Annotated in this window: 21 protein-coding genes; 3 read left to right on the top strand and 18 right to left on the bottom strand. The window is 38.1% G+C overall.

Features of this window, described 5'->3' with window-relative positions:
* The 9 genes from dnaJ to gpr all read right to left on the bottom strand — a co-directional run bounded on the left by dnaJ (position 1) and on the right by gpr (position 10,858).
* Positions 1-1,122, bottom strand: a complete 1,122-nt coding sequence (gene dnaJ, locus ACFFHF_RS03610; RefSeq protein ID WP_160547450.1) for a molecular chaperone DnaJ — start codon at positions 1,120-1,122, stop codon at positions 1-3.
* 126 nt (positions 1,123-1,248) lie between these two features.
* Entirely contained in the window at positions 1,249-3,075 is a 1,827-nt protein-coding gene (gene dnaK, locus ACFFHF_RS03605) for a molecular chaperone DnaK (protein WP_377057606.1), read from the bottom strand.
* A gap of 34 nt (positions 3,076-3,109) precedes the next feature.
* Entirely contained in the window at positions 3,110-3,694 is a 585-nt protein-coding gene (gene grpE, locus ACFFHF_RS03600) for a nucleotide exchange factor GrpE (protein WP_340904683.1), read from the bottom strand.
* Positions 3,695-3,780: 86 nt separating this feature from the next.
* On the bottom strand, positions 3,781-4,812 hold the full coding sequence (gene hrcA / locus ACFFHF_RS03595; RefSeq protein WP_160547453.1) for a heat-inducible transcriptional repressor HrcA: 1,032 nt from the start codon (positions 4,810-4,812) through the stop codon (positions 3,781-3,783).
* Positions 4,813-4,897: 85 nt separating this feature from the next.
* Positions 4,898-6,037 carry a radical SAM family heme chaperone HemW gene (gene hemW, locus ACFFHF_RS03590; protein WP_377057605.1) on the bottom strand — a complete coding sequence of 380 codons (1,140 nt, stop codon included), beginning with the start codon at positions 6,035-6,037 and terminating at the stop codon, positions 4,898-4,900.
* Between the two features lie 98 nt (positions 6,038-6,135).
* The gene (gene lepA / locus ACFFHF_RS03585; protein WP_160547455.1) at positions 6,136-7,971 is read right to left on the bottom strand and encodes a translation elongation factor 4; all 1,836 of its coding nucleotides are present in this window, start codon (positions 7,969-7,971) and stop codon (positions 6,136-6,138) included.
* Positions 7,972-8,107: 136 nt separating this feature from the next.
* Positions 8,108-8,437, bottom strand: a complete 330-nt coding sequence (locus tag ACFFHF_RS03580; RefSeq protein WP_160547456.1) for a DUF3679 domain-containing protein — start codon at positions 8,435-8,437, stop codon at positions 8,108-8,110.
* Between the two features lie 20 nt (positions 8,438-8,457).
* The gene (spoIIP, locus tag ACFFHF_RS03575; RefSeq protein ID WP_160547457.1) at positions 8,458-9,657 is read right to left on the bottom strand and encodes a stage II sporulation protein P; all 1,200 of its coding nucleotides are present in this window, start codon (positions 9,655-9,657) and stop codon (positions 8,458-8,460) included.
* A gap of 76 nt (positions 9,658-9,733) precedes the next feature.
* The gene (gene gpr, locus ACFFHF_RS03570) at positions 9,734-10,858 is read right to left on the bottom strand and encodes a GPR endopeptidase (protein WP_377057657.1); all 1,125 of its coding nucleotides are present in this window, start codon (positions 10,856-10,858) and stop codon (positions 9,734-9,736) included.
* Between the two features lie 226 nt (positions 10,859-11,084).
* Here gpr and rpsT point away from each other — a divergent pair, with 226 nt between their 5' ends.
* On the top strand, positions 11,085-11,351 hold the full coding sequence (gene rpsT / locus ACFFHF_RS03565; RefSeq protein WP_119709192.1) for a 30S ribosomal protein S20: 267 nt from the start codon (positions 11,085-11,087) through the stop codon (positions 11,349-11,351).
* Positions 11,352-11,599: 248 nt separating this feature from the next.
* Here rpsT and holA read toward each other — a convergent pair whose 3' ends face one another.
* Positions 11,600-12,622, bottom strand: coding sequence for a DNA polymerase III subunit delta (holA, locus tag ACFFHF_RS03560; protein ID WP_377057603.1), 1,023 nt, complete (start codon positions 12,620-12,622; stop codon positions 11,600-11,602).
* A 300-nt stretch (positions 12,623-12,922) separates the two neighbouring features.
* On the opposite strand from holA, the gene ACFFHF_RS03555 reads away from it, so the two are divergent.
* Positions 12,923-13,057, top strand: coding sequence for a YqzM family protein (locus tag ACFFHF_RS03555; protein ID WP_084361972.1), 135 nt, complete (start codon positions 12,923-12,925; stop codon positions 13,055-13,057).
* Between the two features lie 172 nt (positions 13,058-13,229).
* Here the strand turns inward: ACFFHF_RS03555 and ACFFHF_RS03550 are convergent, their stop codons facing one another.
* The 3 genes from ACFFHF_RS03550 to ACFFHF_RS03540 all read right to left on the bottom strand — a co-directional run bounded on the left by ACFFHF_RS03550 (position 13,230) and on the right by ACFFHF_RS03540 (position 16,771).
* Entirely contained in the window at positions 13,230-15,548 is a 2,319-nt protein-coding gene (locus ACFFHF_RS03550; protein ID WP_377057602.1) for a DNA internalization-related competence protein ComEC/Rec2, read from the bottom strand.
* A 26-nt stretch (positions 15,549-15,574) separates the two neighbouring features.
* Positions 15,575-16,072, bottom strand: a complete 498-nt coding sequence (locus tag ACFFHF_RS03545; RefSeq protein ID WP_160547459.1) for a ComE operon protein 2 — start codon at positions 16,070-16,072, stop codon at positions 15,575-15,577.
* A gap of 66 nt (positions 16,073-16,138) precedes the next feature.
* Entirely contained in the window at positions 16,139-16,771 is a 633-nt protein-coding gene (locus ACFFHF_RS03540; RefSeq protein WP_340904693.1) for a helix-hairpin-helix domain-containing protein, read from the bottom strand.
* 85 nt (positions 16,772-16,856) lie between these two features.
* Here ACFFHF_RS03540 and comER point away from each other — a divergent pair, with 85 nt between their 5' ends.
* Positions 16,857-17,696 carry a late competence protein ComER gene (comER, locus tag ACFFHF_RS03535; protein WP_340904694.1) on the top strand — a complete coding sequence of 280 codons (840 nt, stop codon included), beginning with the start codon at positions 16,857-16,859 and terminating at the stop codon, positions 17,694-17,696.
* 40 nt (positions 17,697-17,736) lie between these two features.
* On the opposite strand, the gene ACFFHF_RS03530 is transcribed toward comER, so the two are convergent.
* From ACFFHF_RS03530 to yhbY, 5 genes are read right to left on the bottom strand one after another with little or no spacing between them, the layout of a single operon-like run.
* Positions 17,737-18,501 carry a class I SAM-dependent DNA methyltransferase gene (locus ACFFHF_RS03530; protein ID WP_340904695.1) on the bottom strand — a complete coding sequence of 255 codons (765 nt, stop codon included), beginning with the start codon at positions 18,499-18,501 and terminating at the stop codon, positions 17,737-17,739.
* Complete coding sequence (rsfS, locus tag ACFFHF_RS03525; protein WP_160547463.1) at positions 18,498-18,854, bottom strand: ribosome silencing factor; 357 nt, start codon at positions 18,852-18,854, stop codon at positions 18,498-18,500. Before rsfS ends, ACFFHF_RS03530 begins: the two co-directional genes overlap by 4 nt.
* Positions 18,855-18,858: 4 nt before the next feature.
* Positions 18,859-19,425: a bis(5'-nucleosyl)-tetraphosphatase (symmetrical) YqeK gene (gene yqeK / locus ACFFHF_RS03520; RefSeq protein ID WP_160547464.1), complete on the bottom strand. Its 567-nt coding sequence runs from the start codon at positions 19,423-19,425 to the stop codon at positions 18,859-18,861.
* Entirely contained in the window at positions 19,394-19,981 is a 588-nt protein-coding gene (locus tag ACFFHF_RS03515) for a nicotinate-nucleotide adenylyltransferase (protein ID WP_160547465.1), read from the bottom strand. Before ACFFHF_RS03515 ends, yqeK begins: the two co-directional genes overlap by 32 nt.
* 15 nt (positions 19,982-19,996) lie before the next feature.
* Positions 19,997-20,287, bottom strand: a complete 291-nt coding sequence (gene yhbY, locus ACFFHF_RS03510; RefSeq protein ID WP_160547466.1) for a ribosome assembly RNA-binding protein YhbY — start codon at positions 20,285-20,287, stop codon at positions 19,997-19,999.
* Positions 20,288-20,289 lie beyond the last annotated feature (2 nt).

Raw genomic sequence — 20,289 nt, 5'->3', positions numbered from 1 at the left:
TTATTCGCCTTTAAATGCTCTCTTTACTTTTGAAAAAAAACCTTCTTCATGCTCACCTTGAGGTACACTTCCACTAACCTCTGCAAACTCATGCAGCAATTGCTTTTGCTTTTCAGTTAATTTCGTTGGTGTTAAGATTCGAATAATAATATGCTGATCACCCGTACCATAACCTCTTACGTTTGGAACTCCTTTTCCTTTCAAACGGAATTTGGTTCCTGTTTGCGTCCCAGCTGGCACTTTCAGTTTTACTTTTCCGTGTAATGTTGGTACTTCCACTTCATCACCTAGTGCGGCTTGGACAAAATTAATCGGCATTTCACAATAAATATCGTCTCCATCACGTTCAAAGAACTCATGTGAACGGACATGGAATACAACATATAAATCTCCCGCCGGTCCACCATTCACTCCTGGTTCACCTTGTCCAGAAACACGAAGCTGTTGACCATCATCAATACCTGCAGGAATTTTCACATGGATCTTACGACGCTTCTTCACTTTACCTGCTCCACCACATGTTGAACACTTGTCTTTAATCTGTTTTCCAGTTCCGCTACAGTAATGGCAGACTCGACGATTCACAATCCGACCAAATGGTGTGTTTTGCTCAACATTTAACTGACCAGTACCCTGACAGTGACTACATGTATCTGGCTTGGTACCTGGTTTTGCTCCAGATCCGTGACATGTTTCACAATTTTCTTCTCTCGGTATTTCTAAATCTGTTTCCTTGCCGAAAACCGCTTCCTCGAAAGAAAGGGTCATCGTATATTGAAGGTCTGCTCCTTGTCTTGGTGCATTGGGATCTCTTCTTCTTGATCCTCCTCCACCAAAAAACGTGCTGAATATGTCCTCAAAACCGCCAAAACCACCGAAGTCTCCTCCACCAAAACCTTGGTTAGGATCCGTGTGACCAAATTGATCATAGTGTGCTTTCTTTTGATCGTCACTTAAGACCTCATATGCTTCTTTTACTTCTTTGAACTTTTCATCCGCATCTGGTTCCTTATTAATGTCAGGATGGTACTTTTTCGATAGCTTACGGTACGCCTTTTTTATCTCATCCTTTGAAGCACTTTTACTTAGTCCAAGTACCTCATAGTAGTCCCTTTTACTCATGATTGCCCACTCCCCGAATCATTTCACATAAAGGTTATTTTAACATTACCTTTCAACCCAAATCAATGAAAAAGCCAAAGTCTTATGGATTTGACTTTGACTTTTTCTAAGCTAGTTAGCCTAAACTTATTTATCGTCTTTTACTTCTTCAAATTCTGCATCAACGACATTGTCATCCTTGCCACTTTCGCCTGCTTGGCCTCCAGCTCCCTGAGCTTGCTTAGCTGCTTCTTCATATAACTTTACTGTTAAGTTTTGAACGATTTCTTGAAGAGCATCCTTTTTCGCACGAATTTCTTCTAATTCGTTTTTCTCAATCGCAGCCTTCAGTGCATCCTTCGCTTCATTTGCTGAAGCTACTTCAGACGCGTCTACTTTTCCTTCAAGGTCTTTAAGAGTTTTTTCAGTTGTAAATACAAGCTGATCTGCTTCATTGCGAAGTTCTACTTCTTCTTTACGCTTTTTATCAGCATCTGCATTTTCTTCTGCTTCTCTAACCATTTTTTGAATTTCTTCATCAGATAGACCAGTTGAAGACTTAATCGTAATTGTCTGTTCCTTGTTTGTTCCTAAATCCTTCGCACGAACGTTTACGATACCATTCTTATCAATATCAAATGATACTTCAATTTGCGGAATACCACGTGGTGCTGGTGGAATGTCCGTTAATTGGAAACGACCTAGTGTTTTGTTATCAGCAGCCATTGGACGCTCCCCTTGAAGAACATGGATATCAACAGCTGTTTGGCTATCTGCCGCAGTTGAGAATACCTGTGACTTTGAAGTTGGAATCGTCGTATTGCGATCAATTAACTTCGTAAATACGCCACCCATTGTTTCAATACCAAGTGATAATGGTGTTACGTCAAGAAGAACAACATCTTTTACGTCACCAGAGATTACTCCACCTTGAATAGCCGCACCCATTGCAACTACTTCATCTGGATTCACGCCTTTATGTGGCTCTTTTCCTGTTTCACGCTTAATCGCTTCTTGTACCGCAGGAATACGAGTGGATCCACCAACTAGAATAACTTTATCAAGTTCTGAAGGTGTTAAACCAGCATCTCTTAAAGCTTGACGAGTCGGGCCCATTGTTCTTTCTACAAGGTTTGCAGATAACTCTTCAAATTTCGCTCTAGATAATGTCACTTCCAAGTGAAGTGGACCAGCTTCGCCAGCTGTAATAAACGGAAGAGAAATTTGCGTTGTCGTCACACCAGAAAGGTCCTTTTTCGCCTTTTCAGCCGCATCCTTTAAGCGTTGAAGGGCCATTTTATCTTTAGAAAGATCAATGCCATTTTCCTTTTTGAATTGCTCAACAAGATAATCGATAATCACTTGGTCAAAGTCATCTCCACCAAGACGATTATCACCTGCTGTTGACTTAACTTCAAAAACACCATCGCCTAATTCCAAAATAGACACGTCAAATGTTCCGCCCCCAAGGTCGTAAACAAGAATCGTTTGATCGTCGTCCATTTTGTCTAAACCATAAGCAAGTGCCGCCGCAGTTGGCTCGTTGATAATACGCTCTACTTCTAGACCTGCAATTTTCCCAGCATCTTTTGTCGCTTGACGCTCAGCATCATTAAAATAAGCTGGAACGGTAATTACAGCCTTTGTAACAGGCTCTCCAAGATAGTCTTCTGCGTACGCTTTAAGATGTTGAAGAATAATTGCAGACACTTCTTGTGGTGTATAATCCTTTCCTTCAATCGCTTCTTTATGGCTAGTACCCATATGACGCTTGATGGACATGATTGTATTTGGATTTGTAATTGCTTGACGCTTCGCTACTTCCCCAACTTGACGCTCACCATTTTTAAAAGCAACAACAGATGGTGTTGTGCGGTTTCCTTCTGCATTCGGAATGACCTTTGGCTCTCCACCTTCAAGTACAGACACACATGAGTTTGTTGTCCCTAAGTCAATACCAATGATTTTACTCATAAAAATAACCTCCCAAAATTCTATTATGTAGGGATTACTGATTCACCTTAACCATGGATGGTCGGATGACTTTATCCTTTAACTTGTACCCCTTTTGAAATTCCTCTACAACTACATTTGATTCAAAGTTAGAATCCTCTACTTGCATAACCGCTTGATGCATATGCGGGTCAAATGGATGACCTACAGCTTCAATCGCCTCAAGGCCTTCACCTTTTAATGCTTCAGTCAGACTGCGATAAACCATATCCATCCCCTGTAGCAACGATTTGGTTTGTTCATTTTCAGGTTCAACCTGAAGTGCTCTTTCAAAATTATCTAGAGCTGGTAATAAATTCGTAATCAAACTTTGAGCTCTATATTTTTGCGCCGCTTCAAGGTCAATTCTGGCCCGACGACGAGAGTTATCAAAATCAGCTTGCAAGCGTAAGTAACGATTTTCAGCGTCTTGAAGTTTTATTTCCAACTCTTGAATACGAGAGTCCTCAGGATTAGTTTCAACATTTTCCTCAGTTACCGCTTCAGCTTCAGCAAAAACTTCTTCAATGCCTTCTGAGCTTGCTTCTGTTTCAGTAGAAGATTGTAATTCTTCATTTAATGTACTTTTCTCTTTTGTCAAATTACTCACCTCCCTTAATATGGTCCTTCCTTATATATAAGTAGTGGGCGATGTTAAGGTAACAACCCTTAACATCATCACCACCGTTATTTATTTTGATACAGTTTTGTTAATACAGAAGTTAAATCTTGACTAATCATTTGTAATAAGCTGATCACTCGAGAGTATTCCATTCTAGTAGGTCCTAAAATAGCAATTGTCCCAAGCTGTTCCTCACCTACAGAATACGTAGCTGTAATTAAACTACAATTTTCCATTGCTGAATTGTTGTTTTCTTTCCCAATTTTCACGTGAATTCCAGTCGGATTTTTCCGAATCAAATCATACATACTTTTTTCATGTTCAATCATGTTTAAAAGGCTTTTTACCTTTTCGATATCATGAAATTCCGGTTGACTAAGAATGTTGGTTCTTCCTCCAAAAAACACCTTTTCATTGGATGGAATTTTTAATGTATCAGCGAATGCATGAAGCATTGAATCATAATTACGGATATGCTGTCTGAGTAAAGTAGCAACCTCTTTGTAGATCTTCTCATTTAAATCTTCAAGCGGCACACCTGTTAAACGCTCATTAAGGATGTTGACCATTTTCTCAATATCGCTTGCATCTAATCCCACAGGAAGATGAAACATTCGATTGTCTACATGTCCTTTATCAGTCACAATGATTGCAATAGCTGTTTCCTTATTAAGTGGAACAATTTGAATCTTTTTTAGCTTATTCTCTCTGACAGCTGGCCCAAGAACTATAGAAGTATAATTGGTCAGCTCAGATAATATTTTTGCAGATTTTTGTACGATTTTTTCAAGTTCATAAAGCCTTTCAGCAAAAATTGATTTAACCGATTGCATATCATGCTGATCAAGCTTCTTTGGGGCAAGAAGATGATCTACATAAAAACGATAGCCTTTCTCGGACGGAATTCTTCCTGAAGAAGTATGAGTCTTCTCAAGAAAGCCTAACTCCTCTAAATCAGCCATATCATTACGGATCGTTGCAGAACTGAAACTAATATCCTCTTTTTTCGACAAACTTCTAGATCCTATAGGCTGAGCAGAACGAATGAAATCATCAACAATCACCTGAAAAATTAATAACTGACGATCTGTTAACATGTTTCATCACCTCTGTTAGCACTCTCTTCTAACGAGTGCTAAATCTAATAATAAATTATCAAATGTTGGGGCTATATGTCAACATTTAGATCACGCCGATAAATGATTGAAACACTTCATTTCCTAAAAACCGCCCTTTTTTTGTTAAGGCAATTTTGTCATCCTGTAATATAATTAGATCACGACTTTGTAAGGAATCTATCTCCTCCTTAAATAAGGATAGCGGATCTACGCCAAATTTTTGAATGAAATGGTCAACGCTAATTCCCTCAATCTTCCTTAAACCGAGAAACATTTCTTCCTCCCACTTTTCATTGTTCTCCACTTTGTGAATATTATGAGAGGGTAGGGTGCCATTCCAGATGGGATCCATATATTTTTTTAAAGGACCATGGTTTGCAATCCTCTCTCCAGCCACATAACTATGAGAACCAGCACCAAACCCATAGTATTCCTCGTTATTCCAATATGTTAGATTATGTTTGCTTTCATACCCTGGAATTGCGAAGTTGGAAATTTCGTATTGCTGAAATCCCGCCAGCTGCATTTGCTCCATCAGTAACGAATACATTTCTGCTTCAGCATCTTCTCCTGGAACAGGTAGCTTCCCTTTTCTCATTTGGTTATAGAACACCGTTTTGGGTTCAATAATGAGGGAGTAGCCAGAGTAGTGTTGAATATCAAGGGAGAGTGCGGTTTGTAATGTTTCTTTAAAACCATCTAGCGTTTGATTCGGTAAGCTATAGATTAAATCTACACTAATATTTTCGAAACCGACTTTCTTTGCTTTTTCAATTGAGGTTAACACATCCTTGGCTCTATGTGTTCTCCCGATCGCCTTTAGCAACTGATTATCAAAGGTTTGCACACCAAAGCTTAATCGATTGACTCCACCCTCAAAAAGCACACGGAACTTTTCATCGGACAAGTCCCCAGGATTGGCTTCAAATGTAAACTCTGCACCCTGCTCTAATGGAAGATATTTCTTAATAGAAAACAATAATTGTTGTAATTGTTTTTCACTTAATGAAGTTGGAGTCCCACCTCCTACAAATATGGAATGTAGCGGTTCTGCAGGGTGCTTTTCTAGTGTTAATCGAATTTCCTCTTCAAGCGCGTCTAGGTATTCATCGACAGGCTGACCTTTTAAGAAAACCTTATTAAAATCACAATAGTGACAAATATGCTCACAGAACGGAATATGAATATATGCTGCTTTTACCATTTTCACACAACCTTAAAATATAACTTTTTTGCAATCAAAAAAGGTTAGATCACTTGATTTATCAAGCTTATCTAACCTTTCTTTTAAAATCAAATCATCTACTTCTTTGAGTTTGAGTCATCCATTTTCAAGACCGCCATGAATGCTTCTTGAGGTACCTCTACGGAACCTACCTGCTTCATTCGCTTTTTACCTTCTTTTTGCTTTTCAAGTAGCTTTCGCTTACGCGAGATATCTCCACCATAACATTTTGCTAATACGTTTTTACGCATTGCTTTAATGGTAGAACGCGCCACAATTTTTTGCCCAACCGCTGCTTGAATAGGAACCTCGAACTGTTGTCTTGGTATTAATTCCTTGAGCTTTTCAACTATGACCTTTCCACGTTCGTACGCGAAGTCTTTATGAACAATAAAGCTTAATGCATCAACCTTTTCAGCATTAAGAAGAATATCCATCTTAACAAGTTTTGATTCTTTGTAGCCAATTAACTCGTAATCAAATGACGCATAGCCTTTTGTACTTGACTTTAATTGATCAAAGAAATCATATACAATTTCCGATAGCGGAATCTCATATACAATGTTTACACGAGTCTCATCCATATATTGCATATCAATAAAGATTCCTCGTTTTTCCTGACAAAGTTCCATAATCGCACCAACATAGTCATTAGGAGCCATCATTGTAGCTTTTACGTATGGCTCTTCAACGCGTGCAATTTTTTGTGGATCTGGCATGTTTGAAGGATTATCAACTTTAATTTCCGTACCATCCGTCATAATCACATGATAAATAACGCTTGGTGCAGTTGTAATCAAGTCAATTTTGAACTCTCTTTCAATACGCTCTTGAATAATTTCCATATGGAGTAATCCTAGGAATCCACAACGGAAACCAAAACCGAGCGCCTGAGAAGTTTCTGGCTCAAATTGAAGTGCTGAATCATTTAGTTCTAACTTTTCTAATGCTTCTCGTAAATCATTGAACTTTGCACTATCAATTGGATATAAACCACAATATACCATTGGGTTTAAACGGCGGTAACCTGGAAGAGCTTCTGTCGCTCCATTTTTCACACTAGTAATCGTATCCCCCACTCGTGTATCCCCAACGTTTTTAATAGCTGCAGTTAAGAATCCAACATCACCAACAGTTAGTTCTGCACACGGAGTCGACTTTGGTGTAAATACTCCCACTTCTGTTACTTCGAATTCTTTTCCTGTTGCCATCATGCGGATTTTGTCGCCTACTTTTACCGTTCCATCAACAACACGAATATAAGCTACTACTCCACGGTAAGCATCATAGAGAGAGTCAAAAATGAGCGCTTTTAACGGTGCATCTGGATCGCCAGTTGGCGCTGGCACTTTTTCTACTACTTGCTCTAGTATGTCTTCGATTCCAATTCCGGCTTTCGCACTTGCTAAAACCGCCTCAGATGCATCTAGTCCAATTACTTCTTCAATCTCATTACGTACTCGTTCTGGATCTGCACTTGGTAAGTCAATTTTGTTGATTACAGGCACAATTTCAAGGTCATTATCAAGCGCTAAGTAAACATTTGCTAATGTTTGAGCTTCAATTCCCTGTGCCGCATCCACCACAAGAACAGCTCCTTCACAAGCTGCTAAGCTCCGTGATACTTCATAAGTGAAGTCGACGTGCCCAGGTGTATCGATTAAATGGAAAGTGTAAATCTCTCCATCCTTTGCTTGATATTTTAATTGCACAGAGTTTAATTTAATGGTGATTCCACGTTCTCTTTCAAGGTCCATTGAATCTAGTAGCTGGTCCTTCATTTCTCTAGCTGTTAACGCATTCGTTTTTTCAAGGATACGGTCAGCTAATGTGGATTTTCCATGGTCAATATGTGCAATAATAGAAAAATTCCTGATTTTTTCTTGTCTATTTAGTCTGTCTTGTCTGTTCATTCGGTTCACTCCTACTATACTTCGCACGTATACACTATTTTTGATTATAGCAGTAGGTAAAATAAGATTCAATAGAGAAAAGCGGAGGGAGCTAGCCATATAAAGAAAAAACAGCAATCCTGAGATTGCCGCATTTCTAGCTATTTCTAATCAGATCAATCGTAATATCTACTATACCCGTTACAATGTCTGCTAGTGTTTTGCCCAAGTCTGAGAAGAAGTTATAGGCTTCCATTTCTTCTAGCTGTTCTCTTTTTTTATTAATATCGTGACTATCTACATTATTTCCTAAAACCGATACTTGGACATTTTCTTCTTGTTCGTTAATAGTGAATGCACCTTTAAAATTAGGATCATCAAATCCCTTCATGTTTACGATCCCATTGTTTGCAATTTGCATTCCAAATAATACGGATAGAAACATGAGAGACATTAGCAATATGCTTTTAAACATAAACATTTTCATAACTATCACCTAAATTTACATTATTGCTCCTCAGAAGGAACGGTTACTGGGTAATTTACCTTTTCTGCTTCCCAGAAAATCTCGCTAAATACATCTGCAAATGCATCTGCTGAAAGATTAAGCTCGTCAAAGTTGTTATCCACTCCACCAAATTCTATTAATAGAGCATTTCCAGAAAGGTCCTGATTGAAACGGCCATTTGTACTAGCTCCGCTTTTTTGGATAATTCCTCTGCTTATACCAGGATATTTTTCCTCGAGCTTATAATGAATTTCTGTTGCGAGCTTAAGGTTCTTCTCATAATTTGGGTGTTCAGCTCCAACAACAAAAGCTAGCTTTGCATAGGACTTACCATTAATTACTTTTGTCGTATCTTCTTTTCTTTTAGAATCACGGTGAATATCTATTAAATACGAAAGATTTGAGTTACTAGCCATTGCCTCTTGAACCATCTGTCTTGATGCATCGTATGAGCGACCATATGTCCAGCCATTTGCATGCAATCGATCCGTGACATCTGTTTTATCTAAAATCGTCCCAACCCCATAACCTTCTAGTTTTTCTTGAAGTCGATCGCCAATTTTTGTCACATTGATTTCAGAGTGTTGTGCACTATTGGCATTGGTTACCCCTTCTAAATATGGGAGATATGATTCTCTTGTATGAGAGAAATAAATGTACGCCACCTTTTTATCCCCTGTCGTTAAAGAAGGTGGAGCGCTTGGTTTCGATTCATCCTCTTTTATGTCATCCACATTTTGCAAGCTTGCCTCATTTTCTTTCTTTAACGCTTCTTCTGCTGGTGCAGATTCAATTGGCATATTTGTATAGTTGGTTCCTTCCCCAGCAACAAGAATCTTTCCATCAAATAAGGAAAAACCCGGAAGTTCTCTACCTAGTAAGCTCCGCGGATCATCAAGATTCACATTGGTGGAGGCTTTAAACAAGACACTCGACATACTCGGAACTTCATCTCTTTCTACTAATCCACTCATAAAATAATGGTTTTCTCTAGCCATCAACTGAAAGAGTACATTTCCGCTCACATTCATAGTCGCTTTGTTCACACTCGATGACCTAAGCTGATATTGTGGGTTTAAAGAAGTTAATAGTCCGCTCACAGAAAAGAGTAGGAAAATCAACAACAAACACGATAAAATGAGCTTTAAAATGCTTGTCCCTTGAATAGTTACAACATAGGGGGTTTTTTGCAGTTTCATTATTCCACCTCTTAGCCTAGTCTAGTAAATGATATGTACTTACTAGAGAAGGTAGAACAATAAATTTTGCTGAACTCTATCTTGTATAGAAACCTGCATTATCTTGATTTACAGCATCATGCAAAGCAGCATTTAATCCATTTGCAATTAAATTAGACATATCTTCAATAAATACATCTACTTCCTTTGGCGTTACCATTAAGTTATGTCCAAGCGGGGACAAAACTTCATGAATCAATCTTCTTTTTTCATCTTCTTCTAAGGTGCCAATCATTCCAAGAAATGTATTTCGGTGATGTTCTTCAGGCATATCTTCGTCAGTCAATTTTTTCTTCTCACCAAACGTCATTCCTGCTGGCGCTAAAGCTCTAGAAGGGCGATTTCCTTCTTTTAGCTCCCTTCCAAAATGCTTTAAAATAAAATCGATCGTATCACTTGTAATGGAAACCGCGTCAACTACCGTTGGTACGCCCACTGCGATAACTGGTATTCCTAAGGTTTCTTCACTTAACTCCTTACGCTTATTTCCTACACCAGATCCTGGATGAATTCCTGTATTTGATATCTGAACTGTTGAATTGACCCTTTCAATGGATCGCGAAGCTAATGCGTCAATAGCTATAACAAAGTCAGGCTTCGTTTTTTCAACCACTCCCCTAATAATGTCACTTGTTTCTATGCCAGTTAAACCCATTACACCAGGAGCTAACGCACTCACTGGACGATAACCTTCGTCCACGCTCTCAGGACTTAATTGATATAAATGTCGCGTAACTAATAGATTTTCACACACTTGTGGTCCAAGGGCATCAGGAGTAACGTTCCAATTCCCTAAACCAACAACAAGACAGGAAGCATCTTTATTTATTCCTAGTCCACTTATAAAATGGGAGAATTCTCTCGCAAACGTTTCTTCAACCTTTTTTTGTAAATCTGTGTCCTGTTGTCTAATCCCTTGCACTTCGATGGTTAAATATTTTCCAGCTTTTTTATTTAACTCTTTCTCTCCTTCACTCGACACTTCTACTAACGAAAGCTTGATCCCGTTCTCCTCTTTTTCTTTAATAACCACACCGTTTATATTCGAGAGATCTTGTTCATCTGTAACATTTTTCCCCCTGCTTGCAATCACCATCTCCCTTGCCTCCACTGCCAAATCAGTGCGGATGGAATATCTACTTAAATCTATTGATTCTTTCATCATATGCCCCTCTCTTTCGTTAAATTAGATAAGAAACTAGCAACTATTATTTCCTTTTCTATATGAAACCATTCAAATCCATGGATATCGGCGAATATATTTCCATTGAAAAGTATTGCAATAGTATTCACCGAATGATAAAATGTGTTTTGTTCTTAATTTACGTAAATTAATGAATGGTGATAGTCGAGTATATAATCTCGATGCTTTGTAGGAGGTGAAAAGAATGCCAAATATTAAATCTGCAATCAAGCGCGTGAAAACAAGCGAAGAGCGTAATGCACGTAACACGATGGTGAAATCTGCAACACGTACGGCTGTTAAGAAAGTAGAATCAGCTATCGTAAACGGTGACGCTACTACTGCACAAGAGAGCTATGCTCTTGCTGCAAGTAAACTTGACAAAGCTGCAGCGAAGGGTCTTATCCATAAAAATGCTGCTGCTCGCAAAAAGTCTCGTTTAATGAAGAAATTAAACTCATTAAACTCTTAATTTTTGCTAATCATAGATAAAAAGCTAGATCCTTATCGGATCTAGCTTTTTTTGATTTAGGCTCTTTTCTTAAACTTTGTTGCTTTTTGGAACCTAATTTAAAAAATTGTGCTAAATTTCAGCAGAAAATAGCATGAATTTAATAAGAAAAGAGCTTGCAAACTAAATTCTTAAGCGCAAAATAGCTATTTCCACGTTAAAATCGGCTTTTAGATTTTAACAACAATCTTTGCGAAAACAGCCTTGATTTATGAACCAGAATGTAAATGAAATAAAAACATTTCAATTAGAAGCTCCTTGTTCATTCCACCTGTTTTCGCTTGATAATCAGCGTCCGCTAACATTTTCATAATTCTCGTTAGCTCTTCATCACTAAATTGCATGGCTTGGCCTGCAGCTAGTTTCACACGGAATGGATGTACTTTTAAATACCCTCCCATTTGCTGTTGACCGTATCCACGTCTTGCTAATTCCTTTACCTGGTAAATTAACCGGAACTGACCTGCAATAATCGCTAATATTTTTAGCGGTTCTTCATTTTGTCTTAACAAATCATAATAAATACGTAATGCCTCGTCTACTTTTCGGTGCACCACTTTATCAACGAGAGTAAAAATATTTTGTTCCAGTGAGCGTGACACGAGCTTTTCTACTGTTTCAGCATCAATTTGTTTTGTCTCATTGCAATATAAGCTAAGCTTGTCCACCTCTGAGGTTAATAAAAATAGATTAGTCCCCGCTAATGCAAGCATCCGCTCTACTGCCTCGTTGTCTATGATTGTACCATTCGCTTTTGCTCTTTGGACAATCCAATTCTTTAGTTCGTGTTCCCCAAGTTTCTTTGCTTCCGCCACAACAGCTGTTCTTTTTAATTCCTTTGTTAGCTTTTTTCGTTCATCCAGCTTTTCATAGGGCGCTACCATCACAACAATCGAATATGGGGACGGCTCCTTCATGTACTGTTCTAATCTTCCTAGCTGATGTTCCACTTTGTCCTTCGTTTTTTCAGCCGTTAAGAACCCTGGATTATTTAAAAATATCAGCCTTTTATCCCCTAAGAATGGAATGGTTTCGGCATCCTCTAATGCTACTTCAATCGGGATTTCATCTAAATCATAGGTGGATAGATTAAAATCACTTTCATCTTCACCCAATACATTTTGAATAAAAAGCTGCTTTGTTTCATTTACTAAAAACGATTCTGTTCCATACAAAACGTAAATTGGGGAAAATTCTTTCCTCTTAATTTGCTTCCATAAATCAAAAATCACTTTTCCTCGCTCCGTTCAGGAAAATAGGTTACTTAATTATCCTAATGAAGGATCAAGGATTTGACAAGCATTTTAAAGGGAATTGATCAATCTCCTGACCAATTCCCATCTATAGAAACGCTGAAAAAGGAGGCCTAGGATACTCCTTTTACAGCGATAACCCCAATTGTATACATTATTGTTACCGTACATCTAAAAAGTATTTGTGACAATCACTGACAAGCTAGGAAAAGAAACAAGAGGATCGGTAGATTTTTTTTATGAAATCGCTTATACTAAGATTGATTAGGAGGGGTAGTTGTGAACGAATTTGAGAAAAATGTGCAAAGTAAACGTAATGACGCTGTTGATTCTGGTGTAGGGTTCATCGTTTCCTTCGGTTTTTTTGCAACTTTATTTATCATTGCAACTGTCATTAAACTCGTAGGGGCATAAAGGGTTGCTACATATACGAAAAGCGGAAGCGCCTTGGTTAGCCCCGACAAGCATAAGACGAATCGTGTAAGAAGGCCTGCCTTCTGGAAAGATTTGGCTTATGACCTCGAGGGGCTAGGCGCTGGAGCTGGACAATTTTCAACATAAGGAGACTGCTGCTGCAGTCTCTTTTTTATGGGTTTGTTACATCATATGGGATATGTCTAGAAAAGGTTCCTGTCCCATTCTGAAAAGTGTAAGTAATTGCACCATCTGTGTCAGTACGGAAAATTTTTATATTTCTTTCCTTTAACCGATCCAAAACATCTTGATGTGGATGCCCAAATCGATTGTTCTTCCCAACAGATATTACCGCGACCTTCGGCTGATAGGCTTGAAGAAGAGTAGCAGATGTAGAGCTTTTACTACCATGATGTCCGATTTTTAATACATCCACCGGTAAGCTAGGATACTCACTCAATAGTCTTTCTTCTCCTTGTTCTCCTAAATCACCTGTAAACAACCAAAATAAACCTCCTAATTGAACATGAATAACCACTGAATTATCGTTTCGATCCTCTAGTTCAATAATGGGACTCACGATTTTAAAGGTCGATCCCTTTTCTTCCCAACTCATACCGTTCTTCACAAATATGATGCTTGTTTTCCTTTCTTTCGCTAGTTGAATCATTTCATTTTCCAAGCTAGAACGATTCGAAACATAAGGAAGGATTAATTCTTTCACTTTCATTGTTTCGAGAACAGACTTTGCTCCACCAATATGGTCCATATCACCATGCGTTAATATTAGTTTATCGATTGTGCTTATCCCTTTCCCTTTTAAAAATGGGACGAGAATATCATTTCCAACTTCAAAAGGATTTCTCGGTCTTTCCCATTCCTCCTCATTGAAAGAAATAGTCCCTCCAGTATCTATCACATAAGTTTTTTTATGAAAACCGTTTTGTACTACAATACTATCTCCTTGACCAACATCAACAAACGTGATTTGTCCTGAGAATGAATAATGGGATAAGCAGTAGGAGAAAGTGAGGGTAAAAACACAAGGAAGGATTGAAATCAGTTGGCTTTTTCTTGTCTTCCCGGTCTCCCATTTGTAGAGTAAATAGACAATAGAGCCTATTAGGAGAAGTATCATCCATACGGAAGGACGGCCAATAGTGACTGTCTGGTACGGGAAAGAAGCTATACGTACAGTTAATTGGTTCATTAAGGTAATGGCAAAATCCACTGGCTTTACCATAATTGAGATAGGCTCTCCAAAGATGAATAACAGAAAAAACAGAGTGATAAAACTAGGGTTTATGATTATTGTGAAAATGGGAATATAAATGAGGTTTGCCAACAATGACAACAGAGAAAATTCATAAAAATGATAGAGAACGATAGGGAGAGAAGCTAACTGAGAAATAAATGACGCTTTTATTAAGAGGAATTTAGATGGCTTTAATAATCCTTTGGTGGAAAGAAGTAATGTGAAGGTCACACTAAAGGAGAGCTGAAACCCTACATCAAATAGGAGATAAGGTGAAAGAAATGCATAAACCATGAATACGATACTGCAAATATCAAGTGTGGCTAATCTTGACTGTGATACGAGCTTAACGAACAAAAATAGAAACATCATCATCGCTGCTCGAAACACAGGAGGAGAGGCACCTGACAGATAAGTAAAAATGGGTAGGTAGAGGAGAAGAACAATGATCATGCGTTCCCTTGTTACTCCTAAGCGCACCCCGATATAATGAATCATACTTACGTAAAGAGCGACATTCGCCCCAGAAATAGCTAATAAATGTATGATTCCGAGTTTTTGGTACGCTTTCTCTAAGGATGGATCAAGTATCTGTCTTTCTCCAAACAGCAACGCGCTGGCTAAGGAAGCCACGGAATTTGGAAAATACGTTTCCAATAACCGAATTGCCTGTTGCCTTTGCTTTTTGATAAAAAGAATAGGTCCATTAAGCTCTTTACAATTGCCCCATTGATCAACAACTAACTGCCAATGAATGTGTTGATGAGTTAGATAAGATTGGTAATCAAAGGCATTAGGGTTGGTTTGTCCATTCACTGTTTTTAAACTACCTTTTATCTGACAAGAAAATCCAAGGAGCCTTTCCTTATTTAAACTGGACTTTTCCTCTTCAGATTTCATTCGGTATTTAATTAATAGCTTTTCTCCTGTTGAATCCTTTGCAAAACCACTTAGGAGACTGCCATTAAGCGATACTTCATCTTCGAACAAAACAGTAAACTGTGTCTCACTCCCATGAAAACCAGATTCATTTCTGTTGATATCAATCCTTGCCTTCGAATAGAAAACAAGGACAATCATCAAGATGATATAAATTTGTCTTTTTGAGAATTTCTTATAAAACAAAAATAAAATCAAAAATAAAAAGAGTGAGAGCTTGACCATAATTTGGGGCTGAAAAGCAATAATCAAAGCAAGTAAAGAAGCAATGGCAAAATAGATCCCTCTTCCTTGCAAGATATCACCCCCTGAAAAATATTATATTATTCTTGAAAATTCCAACTTAATCGGCCTGAATTATCGTTTTTATTGTTAAGCTCATTTTCAATATCCATTTCTAGCTTTATCGCTTCCACATTGCTTATGCGAAGTAGATGGTAACAATATTCGTGATTTTTATAATCATGCGTGTAATAGATTTTTGTAATACCTGCTTGTAGTATCTTTTTCATGCAATGTATACATGGAAAATGAGTGACATAAATTTGACTTCCTTTTGTGGAAACTCCTTCAAGAGCACACTGAAGAATCGCATTTTCTTCGGCATGCAAACAACGAAGACAGTGATTATCAACGACGTAACAGCCCGCATCTAGGCAGTGATCATCTCCACTAATTCCCCCATTATAGCCAGTTGAAATGATTCGATTATTCTTTACCAAAACCGAACCAACATTCAGTCGATTACAGGTGCTTCTCATACTTATCAGATGCGCATTTAGCATAAAGTATTGATCCCAAGTTAAACGAGGGTTGCTCATATTCCCCACTCCCGATTTCTCATTTTCTACTAGTCTAAGGGAAATTGTCGATTTTAGTCAATGCTGTTATTTTACGATGATGAGATTCTGCAACTTTTCAAATGTCTTATCACCAATTCCGGTAACAAGCTTTAAATCATCAATTGTTTGAAATAATCCACTATCTTCACGATAGGCTATGATTGCTTCCGCTTTAGACGGTCCAATTCCAGGGAGATTTTGCAAATCATCGGATGTGGCAGTATTAATGTTGATTTTGCCTGCTTCTTGACTTGTAGAAATAGAGGTAGACCCAGCACCGGCAGTCACAATCATATTTTCCCCTTCTTCTCCTATTAAAGGTATATATAAAACCATTTCATCTGTCACCCGCTGAGCAAAGTTAATTTTTGTCTCATCCGCTCCTTCCTTTAATCCTCCAGCTTTTTCAATCACATCGATTACCCTTTCATCTAGCATCACTTCATAAACACCTGGATTCTCTACTGCTCCTTTAACATCCACCAAATTCTTTACATCAGGTTCCTGTACAAGCGTCTCTTCGTGAACTTCCGTATCTTGTTCTTCTTCACTTGGAATCGTCCATTCATTTTCCACTTCTGTTTCGTTTACAAGATTGCGAGCAAAAATTAGCATTCCAACGACGATAACAAAAGAGGCAACAATAAACCATTTATACTTCTTTACAGAGTCAATCATCTTGTTACTCCTTTCTAGGCATATTCACTAATTTAATTACATACTTTTATATGAGAATGCTTGCTTTTTGAAGGAGGGAAGTACATTGAAAATCGGAGTGATTGGTACAGGGAATATGGGGAGGATATTAATTGAGGCACTAATTGATGGAAACGCCATTTCCCCTTCTTTTATGAATGTGACAAATCGAACGCTTAGTAAAGCAATGAATATAAAAGAAGTGTATAATGACATCGCCGTACTTTCTGATGCTAGAAGCGTAGCAAGAGTATCAGATGTCTTGTTCTTATGCATAAAACCCAAAGACATTCATAGCGTACTAATGGATATTAAGCCGTTTTTACACTCAGAGAAATGTGTTGTATCCATCACTAGTCCTATCAGTGTTAATCAAATTGAGTCAGTGGTAGACTGTTCGGTGGCGAGAGCTATACCTAGTATTACCAACCGGGCACTAGCAGGTGTATCTTTACTAACGTTTGGCAATAGCTGTACGGGGGAATGGAAAGATAAACTACTTCAGCTGTTTGATGCGATTTCCACACCGGTGTCCATAAATGAGGATATTACAAGGGTAGGATCAGATATCGTAAGTTGTGGACCAGCATTTTTTAGCTACTTAACGCAAAGATTTATTAATGCAGCTGTAGCAGAAACAAAAATTGATGAAGCAACTGCAACGACACTTGCTAGCGAAATGTTAATAGGGCTTGGAGAATTGCTTCGAAAAGGATTTTACACACTTCCAACCCTACAGCAAAAAGTTTGTGTAAAGGGCGGAGTAACTTGGGAAGGAATTAAAGTGTTGGATGCAGAGCTTGGAGACGTATTTGAGCACCTCTTTCAAGCCACTCATACAAAATTCGAAGAGGATGTTTTTGAAACACAAAAACAGTTTCCAATAAATAATTCTCTAAAGAAATAATAATTCCTGCAAATGAATAAAAAAAAATCGGCTGTTTATTTTAATCAGCCGATTTTTCTGTCTGCTTTTTAGCTAAGAAAAAAATTCTTTCTGCCTCAGAAGTTATGTGATCGTCCCTAAAATCAGAGAAAGTCTCTAGTACATAAAAACCACTTGCTTCTAACCAATTTTTATAAACATCTACCGGAAAGGTTCTCTGGCTATGAAATTCATCATAGCGGTCATACTTCCCAGACTCATCATCATGAACAAAAAAGGTAAGTTCATGTTCAATACTAATTGGATACTCTCCTTGGAAGCAATTCCAAATATAACAAATATCCTCATCATCATGGGTAAATGTTTGATTCATAAAAATATTCATGATTTTATGAACGGAATGAACATCAAATAATAGAAGTCCATCTTCATCAAGTAAGTTATAGACCTTTTCAAACGTTTCTAATACTTCTTCTTCCGTCTGTAGGTAATTTAAGGAGTCACAAAATATACCGATAATGTCGAATCTCTCATACAAGTCAAGTTCAACCATATTTTGTTGATAAAAAGGAAGCTTCAGCCCATTGGTCTCAGCTTTCATGTGAGCGACTGTAAGCATGTCCGCTGATAAATCGACACCTGTCACTTCGAAACCAGCTTTTGCAAAGCGTACTGATAACTCACCTGTACCACAGGCTAGGTCTAATAGTTTCTTTCCCTTACACTGGTATTTGCTCCATTTTTCCGTTACGATAGATACCCATTCATCATACGGTACATCCTTCATTAATTCATCATAAAGGTAGGCAAATTTCCCATACGTCATTGAGTAAGAACACTTTCCATGTTTTCTATTGGTGCATCACCCCATAAACGCTCGAGGTTATAATAACTTCTTTCGTCTTTATGGAATATATGGGCAACCACATCCCCTAAATCAAGGAGGATCCATCTTGCCTCATCAAAGCCTTCCATTCTCTTAACCATATTGCCATTTTCCAATGCCTTTTCCTTCATTTCTCTGGCAATCGCTTGAACCTGCTTATCAGAGTTTCCGTGGCATATAATAAAGTAATCAGAGATGAGTGAAATGCCTTGCATATTTAATACAACAATATCCTCTGCACGCTTATCATCAGCAGCCTTTACTGATGTTTCTAATAATTGACGATTGGTCATCCAATCAGTCCTCCTTTAAATGAATGAAATAGTTATACGTTTGGAGCGTCAACGGAAAAACCGCTCGTTTCTTTTTTACTAAGAAAATAATTGAATTCTGAATAGAAAGCAATAACGCTTCATTCAAATCATTATCAGCTACCTCTCTGACCTCATCGACACCTGGAAATTGCCTCCCCGGTTCAATGTAATCAGCCACATAAATAATTTTTTCAAGCAATGACATATGCGGTCTACCAGAAGTGTGGTAACGAATTGCCTGTAGCACATCACGATCATGAATACCAACTTCATTCTCCACTAAATAAGCGCCTACTGGAGCATGCCAAAGTTCACTATTATAGGAAAGCAGTTCCTCAGGCATTTTTTCTTGAAGAATGATTTGTTTCATCTCTTCTTTAGGACGAAACTTTGCATAATCATGAAAGATTGCTGCCAACTCCGCTTGTTTCTCATTTGCTCCATATTTTTTGGCTAGCTTTACAGCTGTTTGTTCTACCCCTAGTGTATGCTGATAACGATGGTCGGTTAATTGCTCTCTAACAATCTCTAACGCTTTCGCTCGATCCATATAACTGATGCTCCTTTATATATTGTATGACGGAGTCAGGGGTAAGATAATGAATAGTATTCCCATTCTTTACTCTTTCTCTTATTAAACTAGAAGAGACGGCAAATTCCGGAATATCTATATAGATAACCGGATAACTTGTCTGCAATACGTGTTCTGGTCTTTGCACTCCGACAAAAGTAACAAGGTTCAATAAATCATCAATCTTGTACCATTTGGGTAAATATTCAACCATGTCTGCCCCGATAATAAAATAAAACTCTGTACCCTCATTTTTCTGATGCAGAAGCTTCATCGTGTCATACGTATAAGACGGACCACTCCGCTCCAACTCTATTTTTTCAACTTTGAAATCGGCATGATTACTTATTGCCTTTTCAAGCATGGTCACTCGATCGATCGTGCTTGTCCCACTTGTTGATTTATGCGGTGGTTTCGAATTAGGCAAAAACCATATTTCATCTAGCCCTAAGGAATCTAATACCTCGTTTGCAATAAGTAGATGTCCATTGTGGGGTGGGTCAAAGGTTCCCCCTAAAATTCCAATTTTCCTCATAAGGACCTCCTCGGATTAAGGAAGCTGTAATTGTTTATTTTCCTCAGACTCTTTATATAAAACAATGGTAGATCCAATTACTTGAACAAGTTCCGCCTTACAGCCTGACGATAACTTAACTGCTACTTCGTCCTTGTCCTCATCACAATTTTGTAACACACTTACCTTCAGAAGTTCCCTAACCTCTAATGCCTCATTGATTTGTTTAATCATGTTATCGTTCACTCCACCTTTTCCTACTTGAAAAATAGGGTTTAGATGATGAGCTTTTGAACGTAAAAATCTTTTCTGCTTACCAGTTAACATTC

Origin of the sequence: Robertmurraya beringensis (assembly GCF_042433785.1) — a bacterium.
GTDB lineage: Bacteria > Bacillota > Bacilli > Bacillales > Cytobacillaceae > Robertmurraya_A > Robertmurraya_A beringensis.
Note: the sequence above shows the minus strand (reverse complement) of the source record. Positions and strands in the feature narration are given on the sequence as shown.